The sequence below is a fragment of the Novosphingobium sp. UBA1939 genome (assembly GCF_002336885.1).
Taxonomy (GTDB): Bacteria; Pseudomonadota; Alphaproteobacteria; order Sphingomonadales; family Sphingomonadaceae; genus Novosphingobium.
In genome coordinates this window covers 1-17135 of record NZ_DDFB01000069.1, presented here as the reverse complement: position 1 = coordinate 17135, position 17135 = coordinate 1, and the positions used below count along the sequence as shown (strand labels likewise).

Sequence of the window (17135 nt, the reverse complement as noted above, 5' to 3'; positions counted from 1 at the left end):
TTGGCGGAGACGTATTCGACGTTGACGACCTTGCCCCCGCCCAGCGTCGAGCGGCCATAGCCGGCGCCCGCCACCGCGATCAGCCGCAGCTCGTCCAGCCAGGCGCCGTCGGTCAGGCGCAGGTTGATGAAGCCCGGCCCTGCGATTTCGGCCGAGGTCACGCGGGGCTCCTTTTCCAGCTCCGCCACCAGCGCGGCCGCCAACGCGCGCGGGTTGGTGCCGGCGGGCTTGGCCAGCACCATCGCCGCGTTGGTCGCCAGATCACCGTGCGAGGGATCGCGCGGCGGCTCGCAGGTCACCGCGCCGCGCGGCAGGCCAGCAGGCAGCGTGCCGGCGGCTTCCAGCGCGTCGAGCGCGGCGTCGATCACCCGGGCAAAGGCGGCGTGAAGATTGGCTTGAACATCGGACATCGGAAAAGGCTCACGAAAAACGGGCGATCGCCCCCGCAGGAACGGAGGCGATCATCATCCAGCGCCCCCTTTGCGGCGGCGCGGCGGTTTTGCAAGCCCGGCAATCGCCGCCGGACCCGCAACAAGCGTCATCGCGTGGCGTTGAACGTCAGCTGCTGGTCGGTCAGCTGGAAGCCGACGAGCAGCTCGAACGTGGCGCGCGCGATCGCGGCGCGCACGTCGGGCTGCGCCAGCGGATCGATCGCGGCATCGGCATCGCCCGCGCGCCGCTTGCGGCTGAGGCGGTTGCGAATCTCTTCCGGCAGCGTCGCCTGCGCGCGATCGACGTAGGACGCCGCCTTGGCATGGCCTGTGGCGCGATCCTGCCCGTCGGCGAAATCGATGCTTACCGTGCCGACGCGCTTGGCAATGACGACGTTGCCGCCGCGCATCACGGTCGAGAAGTAGGGCAGTTCGACATGGCGCGCGCCGCGCGTGTCGGCACGGCGCGCCAGCACGTCAAACGTGGCGATGGTGTAGAGCTTGTCCCCACCCTGCCCCTGATCGCAGGTGCTGCGCAGGTTGGTGATCGAGGCGGTCACGTCGAGCGCACCCGAATCGGTCCGCTTGGGATCGGAGAACAACGTCACGTCGCCGGCATATTCGGGAATCGCCACGCGCGGGCAAGGATCGCGCAGCGCCGTTACGCCCACGCTGTCATCAACGACCAGTTCGCCCTTGCTCTTGACGCAGCCGGAGAGCGTGCCCGCCAGCAAGGCGGCGCCGATCGCCGAACCGATGGCGACACCGGACTTCGAAACACGGCGGAAGATGGCGGTCATGAGCGCAGAAATCCTTAAAAGACGATGCCGCGTCCGCGCGAACCGACAAGATGATCCACGGGGCAGCGCAATTCCTCTAGCCACGCCCGAACCTTTCGGCAATGCTCGGACTTTGAGAGGTTTCCGGAACGTGATGCCGCTGCTAATGCCCGCCCAATGAACGCCACCTTTCCAGACCAGGCCGAGACGGCCACCGGCCACGCGGCCGACGCCAAGGCCCCGCTCAAGCTCCTGATCGCGGCGCCGCGCGGCTTTTGCGCCGGGGTGGACCGCGCGATCGAGATCGTCGAGCGCGCGATCACGCTCTATGGCGCGCCGGTCTATGTCCGGCACGAGATCGTTCACAACCGCTTCGTTGTGGACGGGCTGAAGTCCAAGGGCGCGATCTTCGTGGAAGAGCTGGACGAAGTGCCCGATGGCGCGTCGGTGGTGTTCTCGGCGCATGGCGTGCCCAAGGTGATTCCGGCGGAAGCCAATTCGCGCGGGCTGGACTGGCTCGACGCCACCTGCCCACTGGTGAGCAAGGTCCACCGGCAGGCGGAACGGCAGGTCGAGGCGGGCCGTCACATCCTGTTCATCGGCCACCACGGCCACCCCGAAGTGATCGGCACGATGGGCCAGGTGCCGGACGGCGCGATCACGCTGGTCGAAACGGTGGAGGACGTGGCGCGGCTGGAGTTCCCGGACGAACTGCCGCTATCGTTCCTGACCCAGACGACGCTTTCGGTGGACGATACGGCCGAGATCGTGACCGCGCTGCGCACGCGCTTTCCGCGCATCGTCGGCCCCCGCGCCGAAGACATCTGCTATGCCACGTCAAACCGTCAGGCGGCAGTCAAGGCGATCGCGGACGCCTGCGACCTGATTCTGGTGATCGGTGCGCCCAACAGTTCCAATTCGCTGCGCCTGGCCGAAGTGGCCGAGCGGCAGGGTACACGCGCCTTCCTGATCCAGCGCGCGGCGGAAATCGATCCGGCCTGGCTGGAGGGCGTGACCACGCTGGGCCTTACCGCCGGCGCTTCCGCCCCGGAAATCCTGGTGCGCGAAGTGGTGGACCTGCTCGCCACGTGGCGCACCGTCACCGAGGAAACGGTGAAAGTGCGCGACGAGGAGAACATGGTGTTCAAGCTGCCCCGCCAGCTTACCAACTGAGAAAGCCGGGCAATGGCGGTATATACCCACCTCGACGCCGGGGCGATGGCCGATATCGTGGCCAGCTTCGACATCGGCCAGCTGGTTTCGGCCAAGGGCATCGCGGAGGGCGTGTCGAACAGCAACTGGCTGATCGAGACGACCGGCGCGAACGGAAAGGGCGCGCGCTTCATCCTGACGATGTACGAATTCCGCATCGATCTGGACGACCTGCCCTATTTCCTGTCGCTGCTCGATCACCTCGCGGCCAAGGGGTGCCCCGTGCCGCGCACGATTCACGCTCGCGACGGGCGGCTGTATCAGGTGCGCGACGCAAAAGCGCTGGCGCTGATCGAGTTCCTGCCGGGCGTTTCCGTCGCCGATCCCACGCCGGCGCAGGCCCGTGCCGTCGGCGCGGCGCTGGCGCAACTGCACCTTGCCGCCGCCGACTTCCCGCAGACGCGCGCGAACGGCATGGACCGCGCGGAATGGCAGCGCCTGCTGGACGCCTGCGGGCATGACGGCCTTTCCGCGATCGATCCCGTGCTGGCGGACCTGGTGGAGGAAGCCCTGCCCCGGCTCGCCGCGCAATGGCCTGAAGGCCTGCCCCGTTCGGTGATCCATGCCGACCTGTTCCCCGACAACGTGCTGATGCTGGGCGAGAGGGTGACCGGCCTGATCGACTTCTACTTCGCCTGCAACGACACCACCGCCTACGACGTGGCGGTGACGCACGCCGCCTGGTGCTTCGACAGCGCGGGCAAGGCGTTTCACGCGGACATCTCCGCCGCGCTTCTCGAAGGCTACGAGAGCGTGCGCCCACTGTTGCCGGAAGAGCGCGCCGCCTTGCCGGTGCTGGCACAGGGCGCGGCGATCCGCTTCACCGCCAGCCGCGCCTATGACTGGCTGAACACGCCCGCCGACGCGCTGGTCACGCGCAAGGACCCGATGGCCTTCGCCCGCCGGCTGGCGTTCTATGCCGATCCCGCCAACGCCGGGGTCTTCGCGTGAAGCACGTCCAGATTTTCACCGACGGCGCGTGCAAGGGCAACCCCGGCAAGGGCGGCTGGGGCGCGCTGCTGCGCATGGGCGAACACGAAAAGGAAATGGCCGGCTCCGAAAAGGAGACGACCAACAACCGCATGGAACTGATGGGCGCGATCAAGGCGCTCGAAGCGCTCACACAGCCCTGCCAGGTGACGCTGCATACCGACAGCAAGTACGTGCTGGACGGCATCACCAAGTGGGTCTTCGGCTGGCAGAAAAACGGCTGGAAGACCGCGGACAGGAAACCGGTCAAGAACGACGACCTGTGGCGCGCGCTGGTCGCGGCCGCCCGGCCGCACAAGATCGAATGGGTCTGGGTGAAGGGCCATGACGGCCACCCCGAGAACGAACGGGTGGACCGTCTGGCCAGCGACGCCGCGCAGGCCGCCTGAGCGCGACCGCGCGGCGCTTTGCGCCTGAGCGCTTATGCGACGGTGGTATCTTCCACCGGCGCAGAGGGCCCATTCTTCTGGATCGATTCGATCGCGCTCTTCGCGCTCGCCTTGCTGGAATAGCCTTCGGTCCAGAAAATGGTTTCGCTGTTGTAGCAGAAATAGGCGACGAACTCGCCGGCCTTGTTCTTCCGGATTTCAAAACGATGCGCCATCACACCCGCTCCTTCGCGCTGGATCAGTCAGGATCAGCCCCCGCGCACGGGATAGCACGCGGCTTGGCTGCGCAAAGAGGCTATCGTCAATCGCCACCGGAATGGTGATTTTGCAAACGCCGGACCGTCAGGCAGCCATGGCGAAGCGCGACGGGGCATAGCGCGCCCCGTCGATCCCCGCCGTCATCGCGTCGACCGGGTGTCCCAGCAGGATTTGCGCCGCCAGCCGGGCCGCCGCCGGCGCGGTCTGGATGCCAAAGCCCCCCTGCCCGGCGAACCAGAAGAACCCTTCGCGCAGCGGATCGAAGCCATAGACGGGCAAGCGATCGGGGGCGAAGCTGCGCAGGCCCGCCCAGCGTCGCTCCAGCGCGGCGATGCGCCAGTCCAGCACATGTTCGAAGCGATCGATCGCCACCGCCACGTCCAGTTCCTCGGGCGCGGCATCGCTGGGCACGTCGGGAATCTCGTCGTGCGGCGAAAGCCACAGCCGGCCGGCCTGCGGCTTGAAATAGAAGTCTCCGTTGATGCCCAGTGTCAGCGGCATGTCGGCCAATGCTTCGGGATCGGTGCGCAACTGCACGATCGTGCGCCGCAGGGGCAGGATTCCGACCGGGGCGGCTCCGGCGAGCGTTGCAACCTCGTCCGCCCACGCGCCGGCGGCATTGACCACGATCGCCGCGCGCGCTGCTCCTGCACCCTGCCCTTCGCCCCAGACGACGCGCCACCCCGCCGCCTCGCGCTCCACCGCCGAAACCCGCGCCCGGACACGCAGCACGGTTCCGGCCCGGCGCCCGATGGCCAGGTAGTGCTGGTGCAGCCCGGCCACGTCGATGTCCGAACAATCCGGCTCCCAGGTCGCGAAAGCCCACTCGGGGCGCAAGCCGGGCACGCGCGCGTCCATCGCCGCGCGGCTTTGCCATTCGATGTGGATCCCCATCGCGCCGAAGCTTTCGGCATAGGCTTCGAGCTTGTGCCGGTCCTCGGCCGTCGCGATGCTCAATGCCCCGCGTGGCGACAGGAAGCCATGCTCGCGCAGGTACCCGCCCGACGCCATCGTCAGCGGAACGACTCCGGGGCCGCCGTAGGTTTCCTCCCAGAACGCCGCCGACCGGCCGGTGGTGTGATAGCCCGGTGCATCCTCCGCCTCGATGACCAGCACGCGGGCGTAAGGTGCAAGTTCGGCGGCAAGGCTGGCGCCGGCCATGCCCGCGCCGATCACGGCAATGTCGAAAGTCTCGGTGGTCACGGGTTGCGGCAGAGTCCTGAAGTCAGCGTTCGATGGGTCAACGTGCGATAGCCGGTGCCATGCGGTCGAGGAAATCGTCGATCGTCGCGATTACCCGATCGCGCACGGGATCGGCCTCGCGCAGCAGCTCGTGGCGGCCTTCACGGCCCCAGGTCACGAGTTGCGCGCGCGGCAACCGCGCTGCGGCCCGCGCGATCGCGCGGTAGCCGACCAGCGCATCGTGCCGCGCGCCGAGGATCAGCACCGGAAGGTCGACCGCCTCCAGCGCGCCCGGCTGCTCCATCCCGCGAATCGAGGCGACCGCCCGTTCCACCCAGCGCCAGGTTCCAGGCCCGATCGCCAGCGCGGGGCGCTGTTCCTTCCACCACAGCTCGTCCGCGTACCGGTCGGCATCGTGCGTCAGCAGGACATGACGGCCCGCCGGGGACGAGCCCGGCTTCTCGCTGGTCTTCCACGCCAGCCGCCCCGGATCGCCGATCCGGCACATGAAGCGCGCCAACGCCTGATGCAGCGCCGAAGGACCAGGCGTGGTCAGCCCCAGCATCGGCGCACTGAGCACGACCGCGACCGGATCGATCCGCCGCTCCACGACCGCCCGCAGCACGAGATGCCCGCCCATCGAATGGCCGACGATCACGTGCGGCCCCGGAGTCTGCGCCCGCCAGTCGGACCAGAACGCGGCCAGATCGTCGATCCACACGCCGAAATCGCGGACATCGCCCGCTAGGGGATTGTCCCCATACCGCCCCGAAGCGCCCTGCCAGCGCCAGTCGGCCGCGGTTACGCGCCAGCCCTGCCGATGCCAGTGATCCAGCGTCTCGAGGTACTTTTCATAGAAATCCCCGCGTCCCGGCATGAACAGAAGCGACCCGCGAACGGTGGCGGCGCCTTCCGGGGCCGGCTGCCAATCGATGCGCCGGATGGCATGGCCGTCGCGCGCGGACCACCATGCTTCCGTCGCCGCGGCGGGAATCGCTCTCCGATCGATGTTCACCGCCATGCAGGTCCGATCCCCATCGGGCCAGAATCGACGGAAATCCCCGCCGACTCTTGGTTACCGTTTGGTAAGTGGTTGTCGCGTAAGGCATAGCCCATGCAGGGCAATTTCATCGTTTACGGACTGGTCGGAGCCTTGGCAATCGCGCTGCTGGTTGCCGCTTTCACCGATATCCGTCGCCGCCAGATCGACAACTGGCTGAACGCCGCCATCGCGCTGGCCGCGCCCGCGTTCTGGTTCGCGATGGGCTGGCATGTCTGGCCGGACATCGCCGTGCAGATAGGCGTGGCGCTGTTAACCTTCGCCATCCTCGCCGGCCTGTTCGCATTGCGGGTCATGGGCGGCGGCGACGTCAAGCTGCTCGCCGCGCTGGCGCTGTGGATACCGGGCCAGCTGTTCCTGCAATTGCTGGTGATCATGGCGCTGACGGGAGGAATCCTGACGATCGTGCTGGGCGGCTGGCACGTGATGCGGCGGCAGAAGGACAAGCTGAAAATCCCCTACGGCGTAGCGATCGCCGCCGGCGGACTGTGGATCATCGGCACTACCAACTGGGCCGCTTTGCAAGCCGTTTCGGCAGGATAGGCCAATTTTAACCAATTTCCCTGAAAAGGCGCAAATCCGGACAAGAGGGCGGGATAGAAGGCCATGGATAGAAAGAAGCTGTTTCTGCTGGTGGGGGCGCTGATCGTCGCGATCGGCACGGCCTTTGCGGCAAGGAGCCTGCTCTCAGGCGGCGCACCGACGCCGCAGGCCGAGGCTGCCGCGAAAATCGAAAGCGGTCCCAAGGTACTGGTAGCCAAGCGCGCGTTGCCGCTGGGCACGATCATCACCGCGGATGCGATCGGCTACCAGCCCTGGCCCAAGGATCTCGTGCAGGATGCCTATTTCGTCGAAGGCGAAGCGGACATGGCGAAGATGCTCGGCACCGTGGTGCGCCAGCCGATCACGGCAGGCGAACCGGTAACGCGCGGATCGCTCGTCTCGCCGGGCGATCGCGGCTTCCTCGCCGCCGCGCTCGGGCCGGGCATGCGCGCCGTAACCATAGCGGTTTCGGACCACACCGCCGTCGCCGGCTTCGTGTTCCCCGGCGATCACATCGACCTTGTCCTGACGCAATCGGTCAAGGGTGCGGAAAATCAGGCCGCGCTGCAGACGTCGGAAACCATCCTCAAGAACCTGCGCGTGCTGGCGACCGACCAGTCGACCGAACAGGAAACCGTGGACGGCAAAACCCGCGTCCACACCTTCGGCACGGTAACGGTCGAAGTGACGCCCAAGATCGCGGAAAAGATCGCCGTCGCCCAGACGCTGGGCACGATCAGCCTCTCGCTCCGCTCGATCGCCGACAATTCGGCCGACCTGGAACAGGCGCTGGCATCGGGCCAGGTCAAGATCCCGGCGGGCGCCACCAAGGCCGACGAGGAAAAGCTGATCAAGCAGGCGATGCACCAGCCGGTCGAGAACGGTTCCAGCTTCGTCACCGGCGGCGACGTCTCGCGCTTCCAGCGCAAGACCATGCCATCGATGGTGCCGGCTGGCTTCGGAACGCACGGCATGGCCGCCGGCGCGCCCCCGATGGCCGCCCCGGCCGGAGCGCCGATCATCATCAACCGCGGCCCGATCGTCAGGATCACCCGCGGCAAGGACACCGAAACCGTCGCGGTAGGGGCAAACTGAGATGGATCAGCACATCCCCGCGCAGGCGAAAGGCAAGACCATGAAAGCCCGCATCACCTTCTCGCTGCTTCCGGCCGCGCTGCTCGTCACGCCGCTGGCCCTGGCAGGCGCACTGGACGCGGCAAGCGCCCAGAGCGTGACCAGCCCGGCACGCAGCATCGCCATCGCCATTGGCCGCGGTGAACTGATCACCCTGCCGGGCCGGATGTCGGACGTGTTCGTCGCCAACAACGACATTGCCGACGTGCAGGTCAAGGCCACGAACCAGCTCTATGTGTTCGGCAAGGCCGGCGGCGAAACCACTGTCTATGCCAGCAACGGCAAGGGCGACGTGATCTGGTCGGCCAACGTCCGCGTCGGCACCAATATCGACAGCGTGGACCAGATGCTCCACCTGGCGATGCCCGACGCCAAGATCTCGACGGCAACGATGAACAACACCGTGCTGCTGACCGGCACCGTCGGCGCGCCGGAAGACGCGGCCGAGGCCGAACGGCTGGTGAAGGCGTTCGTGGGTGAAAAAACCCAGGTCATCAGCCGCCTGAAGCTGGCCACGCCCCTGCAGGTCAACTTGCAGGTGCGCATCGCCGAAGTCAGCCGCTCAGTGGTCAAGTCACTGACGTCGAATATCACCTCGATCGACGGCACCGGCGGTTTCAAGTTCGGCATCGGTCAGGGATCGGCTGCTTCCACCTTCCATCCCGGCGCCCCTCTGGGTGTGGGTTCGAGCGTCAGCTACTATGGCGTCGACCCGTCGACCGGGCAGGTCGCGCTGCTTCCGGGCACCACGGTTAACCCCGCGTCCACCGGCACCACGCTGGCGGCGGCGGGCAAGCTGTTCGGGCTGGGCATGCTGGCCAAGCTGGATGCGGCCGAAACGGTCGGCCTCGCAACCACGCTGGCGCAGCCCAACCTCACCACGATGTCGGGCGAGACCGCCGATTTCCTGGCGGGCGGCGAATTCCCGATCCCGATGAGCCAGGGCCTTGGCACGACCTCGGTCGAATACAAGCGCTATGGCGTGAGCCTGTCCTACACGCCGACGGTGCTCTCCAACGGCCGCATCTCGATGCGCGTGCGCCCGGAAGTGTCCGAGCTGTCCTCGCAGGGCGCCGTGCAGATTTCCGGCTTCACCATCCCCGGGCTGACCGTGCGCCGCACGGAAACGACGGTGGAACTGGGTTCGGGCCAGAGCTTCATGATCGCGGGCCTGATGAACAGCAACTCGCAGAACAACATCCAGAAGCTGCCCGGCGCCGGCGACATCCCGATCCTGGGCACCCTGTTCCGTTCGACCGGGTTCAAGCGCGGTGAGACCGAACTGGTGATCGTCGTCACCCCCTATCTGGTGAACCCGGTGGACGCGAACCAGATCAAACTGCCGACCGACGGCTTCCAGACCGCCAACGAGGTCCAGCGAATCCTTGGCAACATGGAAAGCGACAGCGTCAGCGGCAAGCAGGGCCTGCACCCCACCGAAAAGCCGGGCAGCGTGCAGTCCGGTTCGCAGGTCGGCGCGCTGGACAAGCCATCGGCGCCCTCCGCATCCGCCGACAAGGCCGCGCCCGAACCGCGCAACGCCCGTCGTTCCGGCAAGAGCGCCGAGGCACCCGCCCCCGGCTTCAGCATCAATTGAGAGAGGGACGACCGATGCCCGTAACTTCCAACCGCCCTGTCAGCGTCCGTCTCGCCGGGGCCGCCATCGCCCTCTCGCTTGGCCTTGCCCTTTCCGGCTGCGGCGGCATGCCGACCAACCGGTCGCTCGAAAGCGTTCACCAGCCCGTGGTGGAGCGCAACCTCTATACGTTCGACGTCAACACCCTGACGGGCGGCGGCGTTCCAGTTGCGGACCAGCGCCGTCTGGCCGACTGGTTCGAGACGCTGGGCCTCCGCTATGGCGACCGCGTTTCGGTGGATGATCCCGTCCAGTCGGGCGCGACGCGCACGGCGGTTGAGGCCGTGGCCGCGCGCTTCGGGCTGTTGCTGGCCGATACCGCGCCGGTGACCGAGGGCGTGGTGCCGGTGGGCATGGCGCGCGTGGTCATTACCCGCACCACCGCCAGCGTGCCCGGCTGCCCGGACTGGTCCGCCAAGTCGGATGCCAATTTCGGCAATGGCGCTTCGTCCAATTTCGGTTGCGCGACCAACGCCAACCTTGCCGCGATGGTGGCGGACAAGGAACACCTTGTCCACGGCGCAACCGGCACCGGCGATACGGTGGTGATGAGCTCGACCAAGGCCATCAGCACCTATCGCGACGCCAAGCCGACCGGCGGTGGTGGCACCACCGTCAAGCAGCAGTCGAGCCAGTCGGGAGTGAACTAAGCCATGAACGCGCCCTTCAAGAACGGCAATCGCGATACATTCGCCGCCTTCATGTGCGACGACGCGGCGCTGGATGTCCTGCGGTCGATCGTGGTCGACATGGGCTGGCAGCCTGAAAAGTGCAACAAGGGCGGCCTGCGCAACGCGATCCAGTCGCTCTCGATCACAGCCAGCCCGGCGATCCTTATGGTCGACCTTTCGGAAAGCGGCGACCCGCTGACCGACATCAACGCGCTGGCCGAAGTCTGCGAACCCGGCACGGTGGTGATCGCCGTCGGCCAGGTCAACGACGTGCGGCTCTATCGCGATCTGGTTGCCTCGGGCATCCAGGACTATCTGCTGAAGCCGCTGTCGCCCAACCAGGTCCGCGATGCGCTGGTCCAGGCCCAGGCGATCTTCGCCGCGCCCAAGACCAGCGATGCCGGTGCGATCAAGCGCCACATCTCGACCGCCGTGGTCGGCACGCGTGGCGGCGTCGGCGCGTCGACGATCGCAACCTCGCTGGCCTGGCTGTTCAGTTCCGACCAGAAGATGCCGACCGCGCTGCTCGATCTCGACGTTCACTTCGGCACCGCCGCGCTGACGCTCGATCTCGAACCGGGCCGTGGCCTGACCGACGCGATCGACAATCCCAGCCGCATCGACGGGCTGTTCATCGAACGCGCGATGATCCGCGCGAACGACAATCTCGCGATCCTGTCCGCGGAAGCGCCGATCAATGCGCCGCTGATGACCGACGGGGCGGCCTTCGTGCAGTTGCAGGAGGAATTCCGCCACGCGTTCGAAATGACCGTGATCGACATGCCCCGCAACATGCTGATCAACTTCCCGCACCTGCTGGGGGAAGTGAACGTGGCGGTCGTGGCAACCGAACTGACGCTGGCCGGCGCGCGCGACGCGATCCGCCTGCTGTCGTGGCTGAAGGGCAACGCGCCCCACGCGCAGGCGCTCGTGGTGGTCAACAAGGTCCACGCCGGCATCGGCGAAATCAGCAAGACGGACTTCGAAGCCTCGATCGAACGCAAGATCGACTTCATGATCCCCTATGACGCCAAGGCCGCCGCCAACGCGGCCAAGCTGGGCCAGACGTTCGTGGGCGCCAACCGCAACATCAAGGCCACGACGGTCATCGCCGAGATCGGCAAGGCGATCGTCAACGCGGGCGACGATGCGGACATGAAGCCCGTTGCCGCAGGCGCGGCGGGCAAGGCTTCGCTGCTGAGCAAGTTCGATCTGAAGAAGATGCTCGCGGCCAAGAAGGGCAAGGCGGCCGCCCCGGCCTCCTGATCCCGCCCCGGCCCTGGCGCACGACAATGAAGCCACCTTTCCGCCCCCGACAGGCCGGAAGGTGGCGGTTTGAGGTAAGAAACCGATGCCGATGAACACCCTGCCCCTGATCGTCGTCGTCTTCGGCGTGCTGGCGCTGTTCGGCATCGGCTATGCCCTCTTCCTGGGGCCTTCGCCCGCCAAGGAAAGCCAGCGCCGGCTTCAGGCCGTGCGTTTCCGCCACTCGGAAAGCGCTTCCGACAAGATGGAAGCGCAATACCGCAAGGCCGTGGCCGCGCGGAAGCCAACCACCTATCGCATCGCCGGATCGGCATCGCGGTCCGAAGCCCTAGCGTTGCGCCTGCACCGCACGGGCAAGGGCTGGACGCTGACGCAGTACGTCTATGCCTCGATCGGGCTGGGCGTTGCCGTCATGGCGCTGGCCACGCTCAAGACCGGGGCACCGTTGCTGGGCCTGGGCGCCGGTATCCTTGTTGGTGCCGGCCTGCCCCACATGATCGTCAACCGCGCGATCAACAAGCGTACCAACGCCTTTGTCACCCGCTTTCCCGATGCGCTGGAACTGTTGGTGCGCGGCCTGCGCTCCGGCCTGCCGATCAGCGAAACGCTGACCGTCGTGGCAAACGAACTTCCCGGCCCGGTGGGCGAGGAATTCAAGCTGGTAACCGACCGCATCAAGGTGGGCCGGACGATGGACGAAGCGATGCAGGAAACCGGCGATCGGCTGGACCTTCCGGAATTCAACTTCTTCTGCATCACGCTGGCCATCCAGCGCGAAACCGGCGGCAACCTTGCCGAAACGCTGGCGAACCTGGCCGACGTGCTGCGCAAGCGCGCCCAGATGAAGCTCAAGATCAAGGCGATGAGCTCGGAATCCAAAGCTTCCGCCTACATCATCGGTTCGCTGCCGTTCATCGTGTTCGGGCTGATCTACTGGATCAACCCGGCCTACATGCTGAAATTCTTCACCGACGAACGCCTGATCGTCATCGGCCTGGGCGGCATGGTCTGGCTCAGCCTGGGCGGCTTCATCATGGCCAAGATGGTCAACTTCGAGATCTGAGCGAGGGAAACGCACACCATGGATGCCCCGCACGGCCCCACCCTCCTCGGCTTCGACGTCCTTGCCGTCGGCTCGATCCTTGCCGGCGTCGCCGCGGCGGCGGTGATGCTCGCCATCTACGCCGCGATCACGGTCAAGGACCCGATGGCCAAGCGCGTCAAAGCGCTGAACGAACGCCGCGAACAGCTCAAGGCCGGTATCGTGACCTCCAACACGCGCAAGCGTGCGAGCATCGTCCACCGCAACGAGACGACCGATATCATCCGCACGTTCCTCGAAAAGATGAGCGTGCTGCAGGACAGCCAGCTTGCGACCATCCAGCAGAAGCTGGCGCAAGGCGGCATCCGCAAGAAGGAATGGGCCGTCGCGGTCATCCTTGGCCGCATGATCGGACCGATCGTGCTGGGCCTGATCGCCGCGCTGGTGATCTACGGCATCAACTACTTCCCCGAATGGGGCAGCTTCAAGCGCTTCATGGCGTTCGCGGTCATCGTGATACTGGGCTACAAGGGGCCTGACCTGTTCGTGCAGAACCTCATCGGCAAGCGCACCTCCGCAATCCGCAAGGGATTGCCCGATGCGCTGGACCTGCTGGTCATCTGCGCCGAAGCCGGCCTCACGGTCGACGCCGCATTCAATCGCGTGGCGCGCGAACTGGGCCGCGCCTATCCCGAACTGGGCGATGAATTCGCGCTGACCGCGATCGAACTGTCGTTCCTGACCGAGCGGCGGCAGGCCTTCGAGAACCTGGCCTATCGCGTGAACCTGGAATCGGTGAAGGGCGTGACCACCACGATGATCCAGACCGAGCGCTACGGCACGCCGCTGGCATCGGCGCTGCGTGTGCTGTCCGCCGAGTTTCGCCACGAACGCATGATGCGCGCCGAGGAAAAGGCCGCGCGCCTGCCCGCGATCATGACCGTGCCGCTGATCCTGTTCATCCTGCCGACGCTGTTCATCGTGATCCTTGGGCCGGCGGCCTGTTCGATCAGCGACAACTTCATCAACCGCAAGTAAGCGTCCGCAAACCGCGTCGTCCCAGCGCAAGCTGGGATCTCGTGACGCTGGACCGAACCTGCCGAAGGTTTTCCCGCAGCCGCCCCAGATCCCAGCTTGTGCTGGGACGACGCGGGCTAGAAGCGCACGACCTGTTGCTCGATCGCGCCGAACACCGCACGTCCCTTGGCATCGCGCGCCTCGATCCGCATCGTTTCTCCCACGGCGACCGGCACGACGCCGAGCGGCGCGGTGGCAACCAGTGTCCCCGCGCACAGCCGCCGTGTGGTCGCCAGATGTGCGATCTGCGCGCCAAGATCGGACACGGCATCGCTGGCAAGCCGCTCGACCGGTTCGGCGCCGCGCTCGACCGAAAGCGGCAGGTGCAGCCGGCCGCCCTGCCATGCCTCACCCAGACCGTCGGGCGTGACGAACACCGGCGAAAAATGGCGCGCCGCCAGTGCCGGCGCGCCCTCTGCCCCGCGCAGCACGAGATCATCAACCAGCCCAACCAGCCTGATCCGCGCCAGCGCATCGGCGGCGGAAACGCCTTGTGGCACGTCACCCGTTACCGCGACGAGGCCGATCTCGATTTCGGCCGGCTGCCCGCTCCCGGACAAAGTCAGCGGATCACGGCCGCCGCGCAGATCGTCGCTGGACGTCCGGACCGCACCGGTGAACGCGGCAAAGGTGCGGGGCAGCGGCGCTGCCGCCTCGCGCTCGTGAAACCGCTTGCGCGGGATCGCGCCATGTTCGAGTTCAATCGCCAGCGATTCCAGCACCGGAGCGTTCCGATCCCAGGAATCGAGCAGATCGCGCAAGGTCGGCACGATGTGGTCCGCATCCGCATACCAGGCCAGATCGTTGGAGACGATGATCAGTCTGCCGTCCCGGCCCTGTGGTAGCGAAGTCAGCTTCATCTGCGTTCTCCCTCGATTACCCGCGCCGCCTTCAGCAGCTTGTCGAGCATCACGCGCAGACGTTGCGTCTCGCGCTCGGTGAGCGCGGAGAATATCCGCTCGTAGATTTCCTGCGCCTGCGGCCACAGACGATCGTACATGGCGCGGCCGGCTTCGGTAAGCATAAGATGATGCGACCGTCCGTCGGCAACGTTGGGACTGCGGCTGACCAGCCCACGATCTTCCAGCACCTTGCAGGCGCGGTTGACAGCCACCTTGTCCATCAGCGTCACGCGCACCAGTTCGCGCTGGGTCAGCGATCCCGCATCACCCAGCACCGCCAGCACGCGCCATTCCGGGATCTTGAGGCCGAATTCGTTCTTGTATTCGCCGGAAATGAGATCGGTTACCGCATTGGCGGTAACAGCCATGCGATAGGGTATGAACTCATCGAGACGGGTCTGCTTTCCGGCCATAAGATCGCTTCACATGAAACCAACCTGACTCGCAAGCGAAACAATGTTGCCTGCGAAAAGGGCGATGCCATTAATTCAAGCGAAGCCGACCGGTCGCACGACATTTTCTTTAGGCGGGCATCAGCCCGCCTGCCTTGGTCCTTCCCGTGATCGCGCGTTTCAACGCGCCAGAATACCGGCCATGATGATGTCGATGGTATGTTCGCGATAGCGGTCGCGCAGTTCTTCGGTCAGCGTATCCTGATCAAAGCAGTGCCGCAGGACCAGTCGCGCGGAAAAGAAACGGTCGGCCGCTCCCGTCAGCGTGAAGTAGAAAAGCTGCGCATCGATCGGCCGGAACACACCGGCCTTGACGCCTTCGTCGATCAGCCGTTCGTAGGCGAGGTGAAGCGGCGTCAGGTATTGCGCGGCGATCCTCTTCGCTTCCGCATCGTCGCTGTCGCGGACCAGCCGCATCAGCAGGCGATTGAGATAGGGATAGGCGTAGAAGGTTTCGATGACCTTGGAGATATGGCGCCGCAGCTTGGCTTCGGGCGCCATGTCGTCCTTGGTCACCAGCGCATCGACACTGCGGACGATGGCTTCCATGTCCCGGTCCAGCAAGGCTTTGAGCAGACCGGCCTTGTTACCGAAATAGTATTTTACCAGCGCCGAGTTCAGCCCCGAACGCAACGAAAGCTCGGACAGGGAAATGTCCACCAGATCGCCTTCGCGCATGATCGCGGAAGCCGTCTGGAGCAGCAACTCGCGCGCGCCGGGCGTATCCATCGTGTCCTGTTTCCTGTTCGTCTCGGTCATTCCCAGTCCGGCTCGTCCCACCATGGATAAAAGGCGGGCATATCCGATGAAACGCGTCCGGGGTAGCGGGGAGCGCGTTTTTCAAGAAAACTAGCCACACCTTCCTGTGCATCGCTGCCGCGCGACAGGGTGTAGATGGCCCGGCTGTCGACGCGGTGCGCCGCCATCGGGTGGTCCGCCGCCGCATTGCGCCACAACATCGCGCGGGTCATGGCCACGGACACGGCGCTGGTATTATCGGCAATCTCGCGCGCGAGGCCCCTGGCCGCATCGAGCAGTTCGCCAGGCTCGTGCAGCGATCGGACGAGGCCGCCGCGCAAAGCTTCCTCGGCATCGAACACGCGGCCGGTCATGGTCCATTCCAGCGCCTGCGGCAGCCCCACGATGCGCGGCAGGAACCAGCTCGACGCCGCTTCGGGCACGATGCCGCGCCGCGCGAAAACGAGGCCGAAACGCGCCGTCTTCGACGCGAGCCGGATGTCCATCGGCAACTGCATGGTAACGCCCACGCCCACCGCCGCGCCATTCACGGCGGCGATGATCGGCTTCTTCGACCGGTAGAGCCGCAAGGTCAAAAGCCCGCCACTGTCGCGCACCCGTGGGTCCGACAGGTCCGTGACCTGTTCATCGCTGGAGAACGGCCCGCCCTTGCCATCGGGGGTGAGGTCCGCTCCCGCGCAGAAGGCGCGATCACCCGCCCCGGTGACGATCACGGCACGCACCGCGTCATCGGCATCAGTGCGGTCGAACGCGTCGATGACTTCCTGCATCATCGTGCCCGTGAAGGCATTCATCTTCTCGGGTCGGTTGAGCGTCAGCGTGGCGATGCCCTCCTCGATATCGAGGAGGATCTGCGAATAGCCGGTCATCGTTCTCTCCCGGGGATGGAAGGGCGCGTCCGTTGCCGCGCCCTTCCCGTGTTCTGGTATCAGCGCGGCGCCATGCGGATGGCACCGTCGAGCCGCACGTCCTCGCCGTTGAAATAGCCCGTCTCGATCATGCAGAGCGCGAGGTTGGCGTATTCCTCGGGCATGCCGAGCCGCTTGGGGAACGGAACGGAGGCGGCCAGCGCATCCTTCACGTTCTGCGGCGCGGCCGCCAGCAGCGGCGTGTTGAAGATGCCCGGCAGGATCGTGTTGACGCGGATGCCTTCGCCCATGAGGTCGCGCGCGATCGGCAGGGTCATGCCAACGACGCCACCCTTCGAGGCCGAATAGGCCGCCTGGCCCATCTGTCCGTCTTCCGCGGCGACCGACGCGGTGTTGACGATCGCGCCGCGCTCACCGAACTCGTCACACGGATCAAGTGTCAGCATGCCGGCCGCCGACTTGGCGATGCAGCGGAACGTGCCG

Annotated in this window: 19 protein-coding genes and 1 pseudogene; 10 read left to right on the top strand and 10 right to left on the bottom strand. The window is 66.2% G+C overall.

Annotated features, from left to right (window positions below; translation table 11 throughout):
- Nucleotides 1–410 (bottom strand): annotated as a pseudogene (locus tag B3547_RS09970) (arginine--tRNA ligase); the annotation flags it as partial.
- Nucleotides 411–538: 128 nt separating this feature from the next.
- A complete protein-coding gene (locus tag B3547_RS09965; RefSeq protein ID WP_125954841.1) occupies nt 539–1231 on the bottom strand; it encodes a hypothetical protein in 693 nt (230 codons plus the stop codon).
- Nucleotides 1232–1387: 156 nt separating this feature from the next.
- Here B3547_RS09965 and ispH point away from each other — a divergent pair, with 156 nt between their 5' ends.
- Genes ispH through rnhA form a run of 3 tightly spaced genes read left to right on the top strand, consistent with a single transcriptional unit; the run spans nt 1388 to nt 3801 of the window.
- The gene (gene ispH, locus B3547_RS09960; protein WP_124807727.1) at nt 1388–2383 is read left to right on the top strand and encodes a 4-hydroxy-3-methylbut-2-enyl diphosphate reductase; all 996 of its coding nucleotides are present in this window, start codon (nt 1388–1390) and stop codon (nt 2381–2383) included.
- A 12-nt stretch (nt 2384–2395) separates the two neighbouring features.
- The gene (gene thrB / locus B3547_RS09955) at nt 2396–3373 is read left to right on the top strand and encodes a homoserine kinase (protein WP_292962626.1); all 978 of its coding nucleotides are present in this window, start codon (nt 2396–2398) and stop codon (nt 3371–3373) included.
- Nucleotides 3370–3801 (top strand): ribonuclease HI, encoded by a 432-nt coding sequence (gene rnhA, locus B3547_RS09950; RefSeq protein ID WP_124807729.1) that lies wholly within the window; start codon nt 3370–3372, stop codon nt 3799–3801. Before thrB ends, rnhA begins: the two co-directional genes overlap by 4 nt.
- 32 nt (nt 3802–3833) lie before the next feature.
- On the opposite strand, the gene B3547_RS09945 is transcribed toward rnhA, so the two are convergent.
- The 3 genes from B3547_RS09945 to B3547_RS09935 all read right to left on the bottom strand — a co-directional run bounded on the left by B3547_RS09945 (nt 3834) and on the right by B3547_RS09935 (nt 6262).
- On the bottom strand, nt 3834–4016 hold the full coding sequence (locus B3547_RS09945; RefSeq protein ID WP_124807730.1) for a YegP family protein: 183 nt from the start codon (nt 4014–4016) through the stop codon (nt 3834–3836).
- Nucleotides 4017–4143: 127 nt separating this feature from the next.
- Nucleotides 4144–5262, bottom strand: coding sequence for an NAD(P)/FAD-dependent oxidoreductase (locus B3547_RS09940; protein ID WP_292962624.1), 1119 nt, complete (start codon nt 5260–5262; stop codon nt 4144–4146).
- A gap of 37 nt (nt 5263–5299) precedes the next feature.
- The gene (locus B3547_RS09935; RefSeq protein ID WP_124807732.1) at nt 5300–6262 is read right to left on the bottom strand and encodes an alpha/beta hydrolase; all 963 of its coding nucleotides are present in this window, start codon (nt 6260–6262) and stop codon (nt 5300–5302) included.
- Between the two features lie 93 nt (nt 6263–6355).
- Between B3547_RS09935 and B3547_RS09930 the strand changes: the two genes are divergently transcribed.
- From B3547_RS09930 to B3547_RS09900, 7 genes are all read left to right on the top strand, one after another.
- Nucleotides 6356–6844: an A24 family peptidase gene (locus B3547_RS09930; RefSeq protein ID WP_292962621.1), complete on the top strand. Its 489-nt coding sequence runs from the start codon at nt 6356–6358 to the stop codon at nt 6842–6844.
- Between the two features lie 63 nt (nt 6845–6907).
- On the top strand, nt 6908–7939 hold the full coding sequence (gene cpaB / locus B3547_RS09925) for a Flp pilus assembly protein CpaB (RefSeq protein ID WP_124807734.1): 1032 nt from the start codon (nt 6908–6910) through the stop codon (nt 7937–7939).
- A 1-nt stretch (nt 7940) separates the two neighbouring features.
- Nucleotides 7941–9575: a type II and III secretion system protein family protein gene (locus tag B3547_RS09920; protein WP_292962618.1), complete on the top strand. Its 1635-nt coding sequence runs from the start codon at nt 7941–7943 to the stop codon at nt 9573–9575.
- Nucleotides 9576–9589: 14 nt separating this feature from the next.
- Nucleotides 9590–10264: a CpaD family pilus assembly protein gene (locus tag B3547_RS09915; protein ID WP_124807735.1), complete on the top strand. Its 675-nt coding sequence runs from the start codon at nt 9590–9592 to the stop codon at nt 10262–10264.
- A 3-nt stretch (nt 10265–10267) separates the two neighbouring features.
- Nucleotides 10268–11551 carry a pilus assembly protein CpaE gene (locus B3547_RS09910; RefSeq protein WP_124807736.1) on the top strand — a complete coding sequence of 428 codons (1284 nt, stop codon included), beginning with the start codon at nt 10268–10270 and terminating at the stop codon, nt 11549–11551.
- 91 nt (nt 11552–11642) lie between these two features.
- A complete protein-coding gene (locus B3547_RS09905) occupies nt 11643–12614 on the top strand; it encodes a type II secretion system F family protein (RefSeq protein ID WP_124807737.1) in 972 nt (323 codons plus the stop codon).
- An 18-nt stretch (nt 12615–12632) separates the two neighbouring features.
- Complete coding sequence (locus tag B3547_RS09900; protein WP_124807738.1) at nt 12633–13631, top strand: type II secretion system F family protein; 999 nt, start codon at nt 12633–12635, stop codon at nt 13629–13631.
- A gap of 116 nt (nt 13632–13747) precedes the next feature.
- Here B3547_RS09900 and B3547_RS09895 read toward each other — a convergent pair whose 3' ends face one another.
- The 5 genes from B3547_RS09895 to B3547_RS09875 form a co-directional block, all read right to left on the bottom strand.
- Nucleotides 13748–14530, bottom strand: coding sequence for a fumarylacetoacetate hydrolase family protein (locus tag B3547_RS09895; RefSeq protein ID WP_292962614.1), 783 nt, complete (start codon nt 14528–14530; stop codon nt 13748–13750).
- Nucleotides 14527–14985: a MarR family winged helix-turn-helix transcriptional regulator gene (locus B3547_RS09890; RefSeq protein ID WP_124807740.1), complete on the bottom strand. Its 459-nt coding sequence runs from the start codon at nt 14983–14985 to the stop codon at nt 14527–14529. The genes B3547_RS09895 and B3547_RS09890 overlap by 4 nt, the downstream gene beginning before the upstream one ends.
- 159 nt (nt 14986–15144) lie before the next feature.
- Entirely contained in the window at nt 15145–15783 is a 639-nt protein-coding gene (locus B3547_RS09885; protein ID WP_124807741.1) for a TetR family transcriptional regulator, read from the bottom strand.
- A complete protein-coding gene (locus tag B3547_RS09880; RefSeq protein ID WP_292962610.1) occupies nt 15780–16652 on the bottom strand; it encodes a crotonase/enoyl-CoA hydratase family protein in 873 nt (290 codons plus the stop codon). Before B3547_RS09880 ends, B3547_RS09885 begins: the two co-directional genes overlap by 4 nt.
- 59 nt (nt 16653–16711) lie before the next feature.
- On the bottom strand, nt 16712–17135 hold a 424-nt coding region (locus B3547_RS09875; protein ID WP_292962607.1), incomplete at its 5' end, for an SDR family oxidoreductase.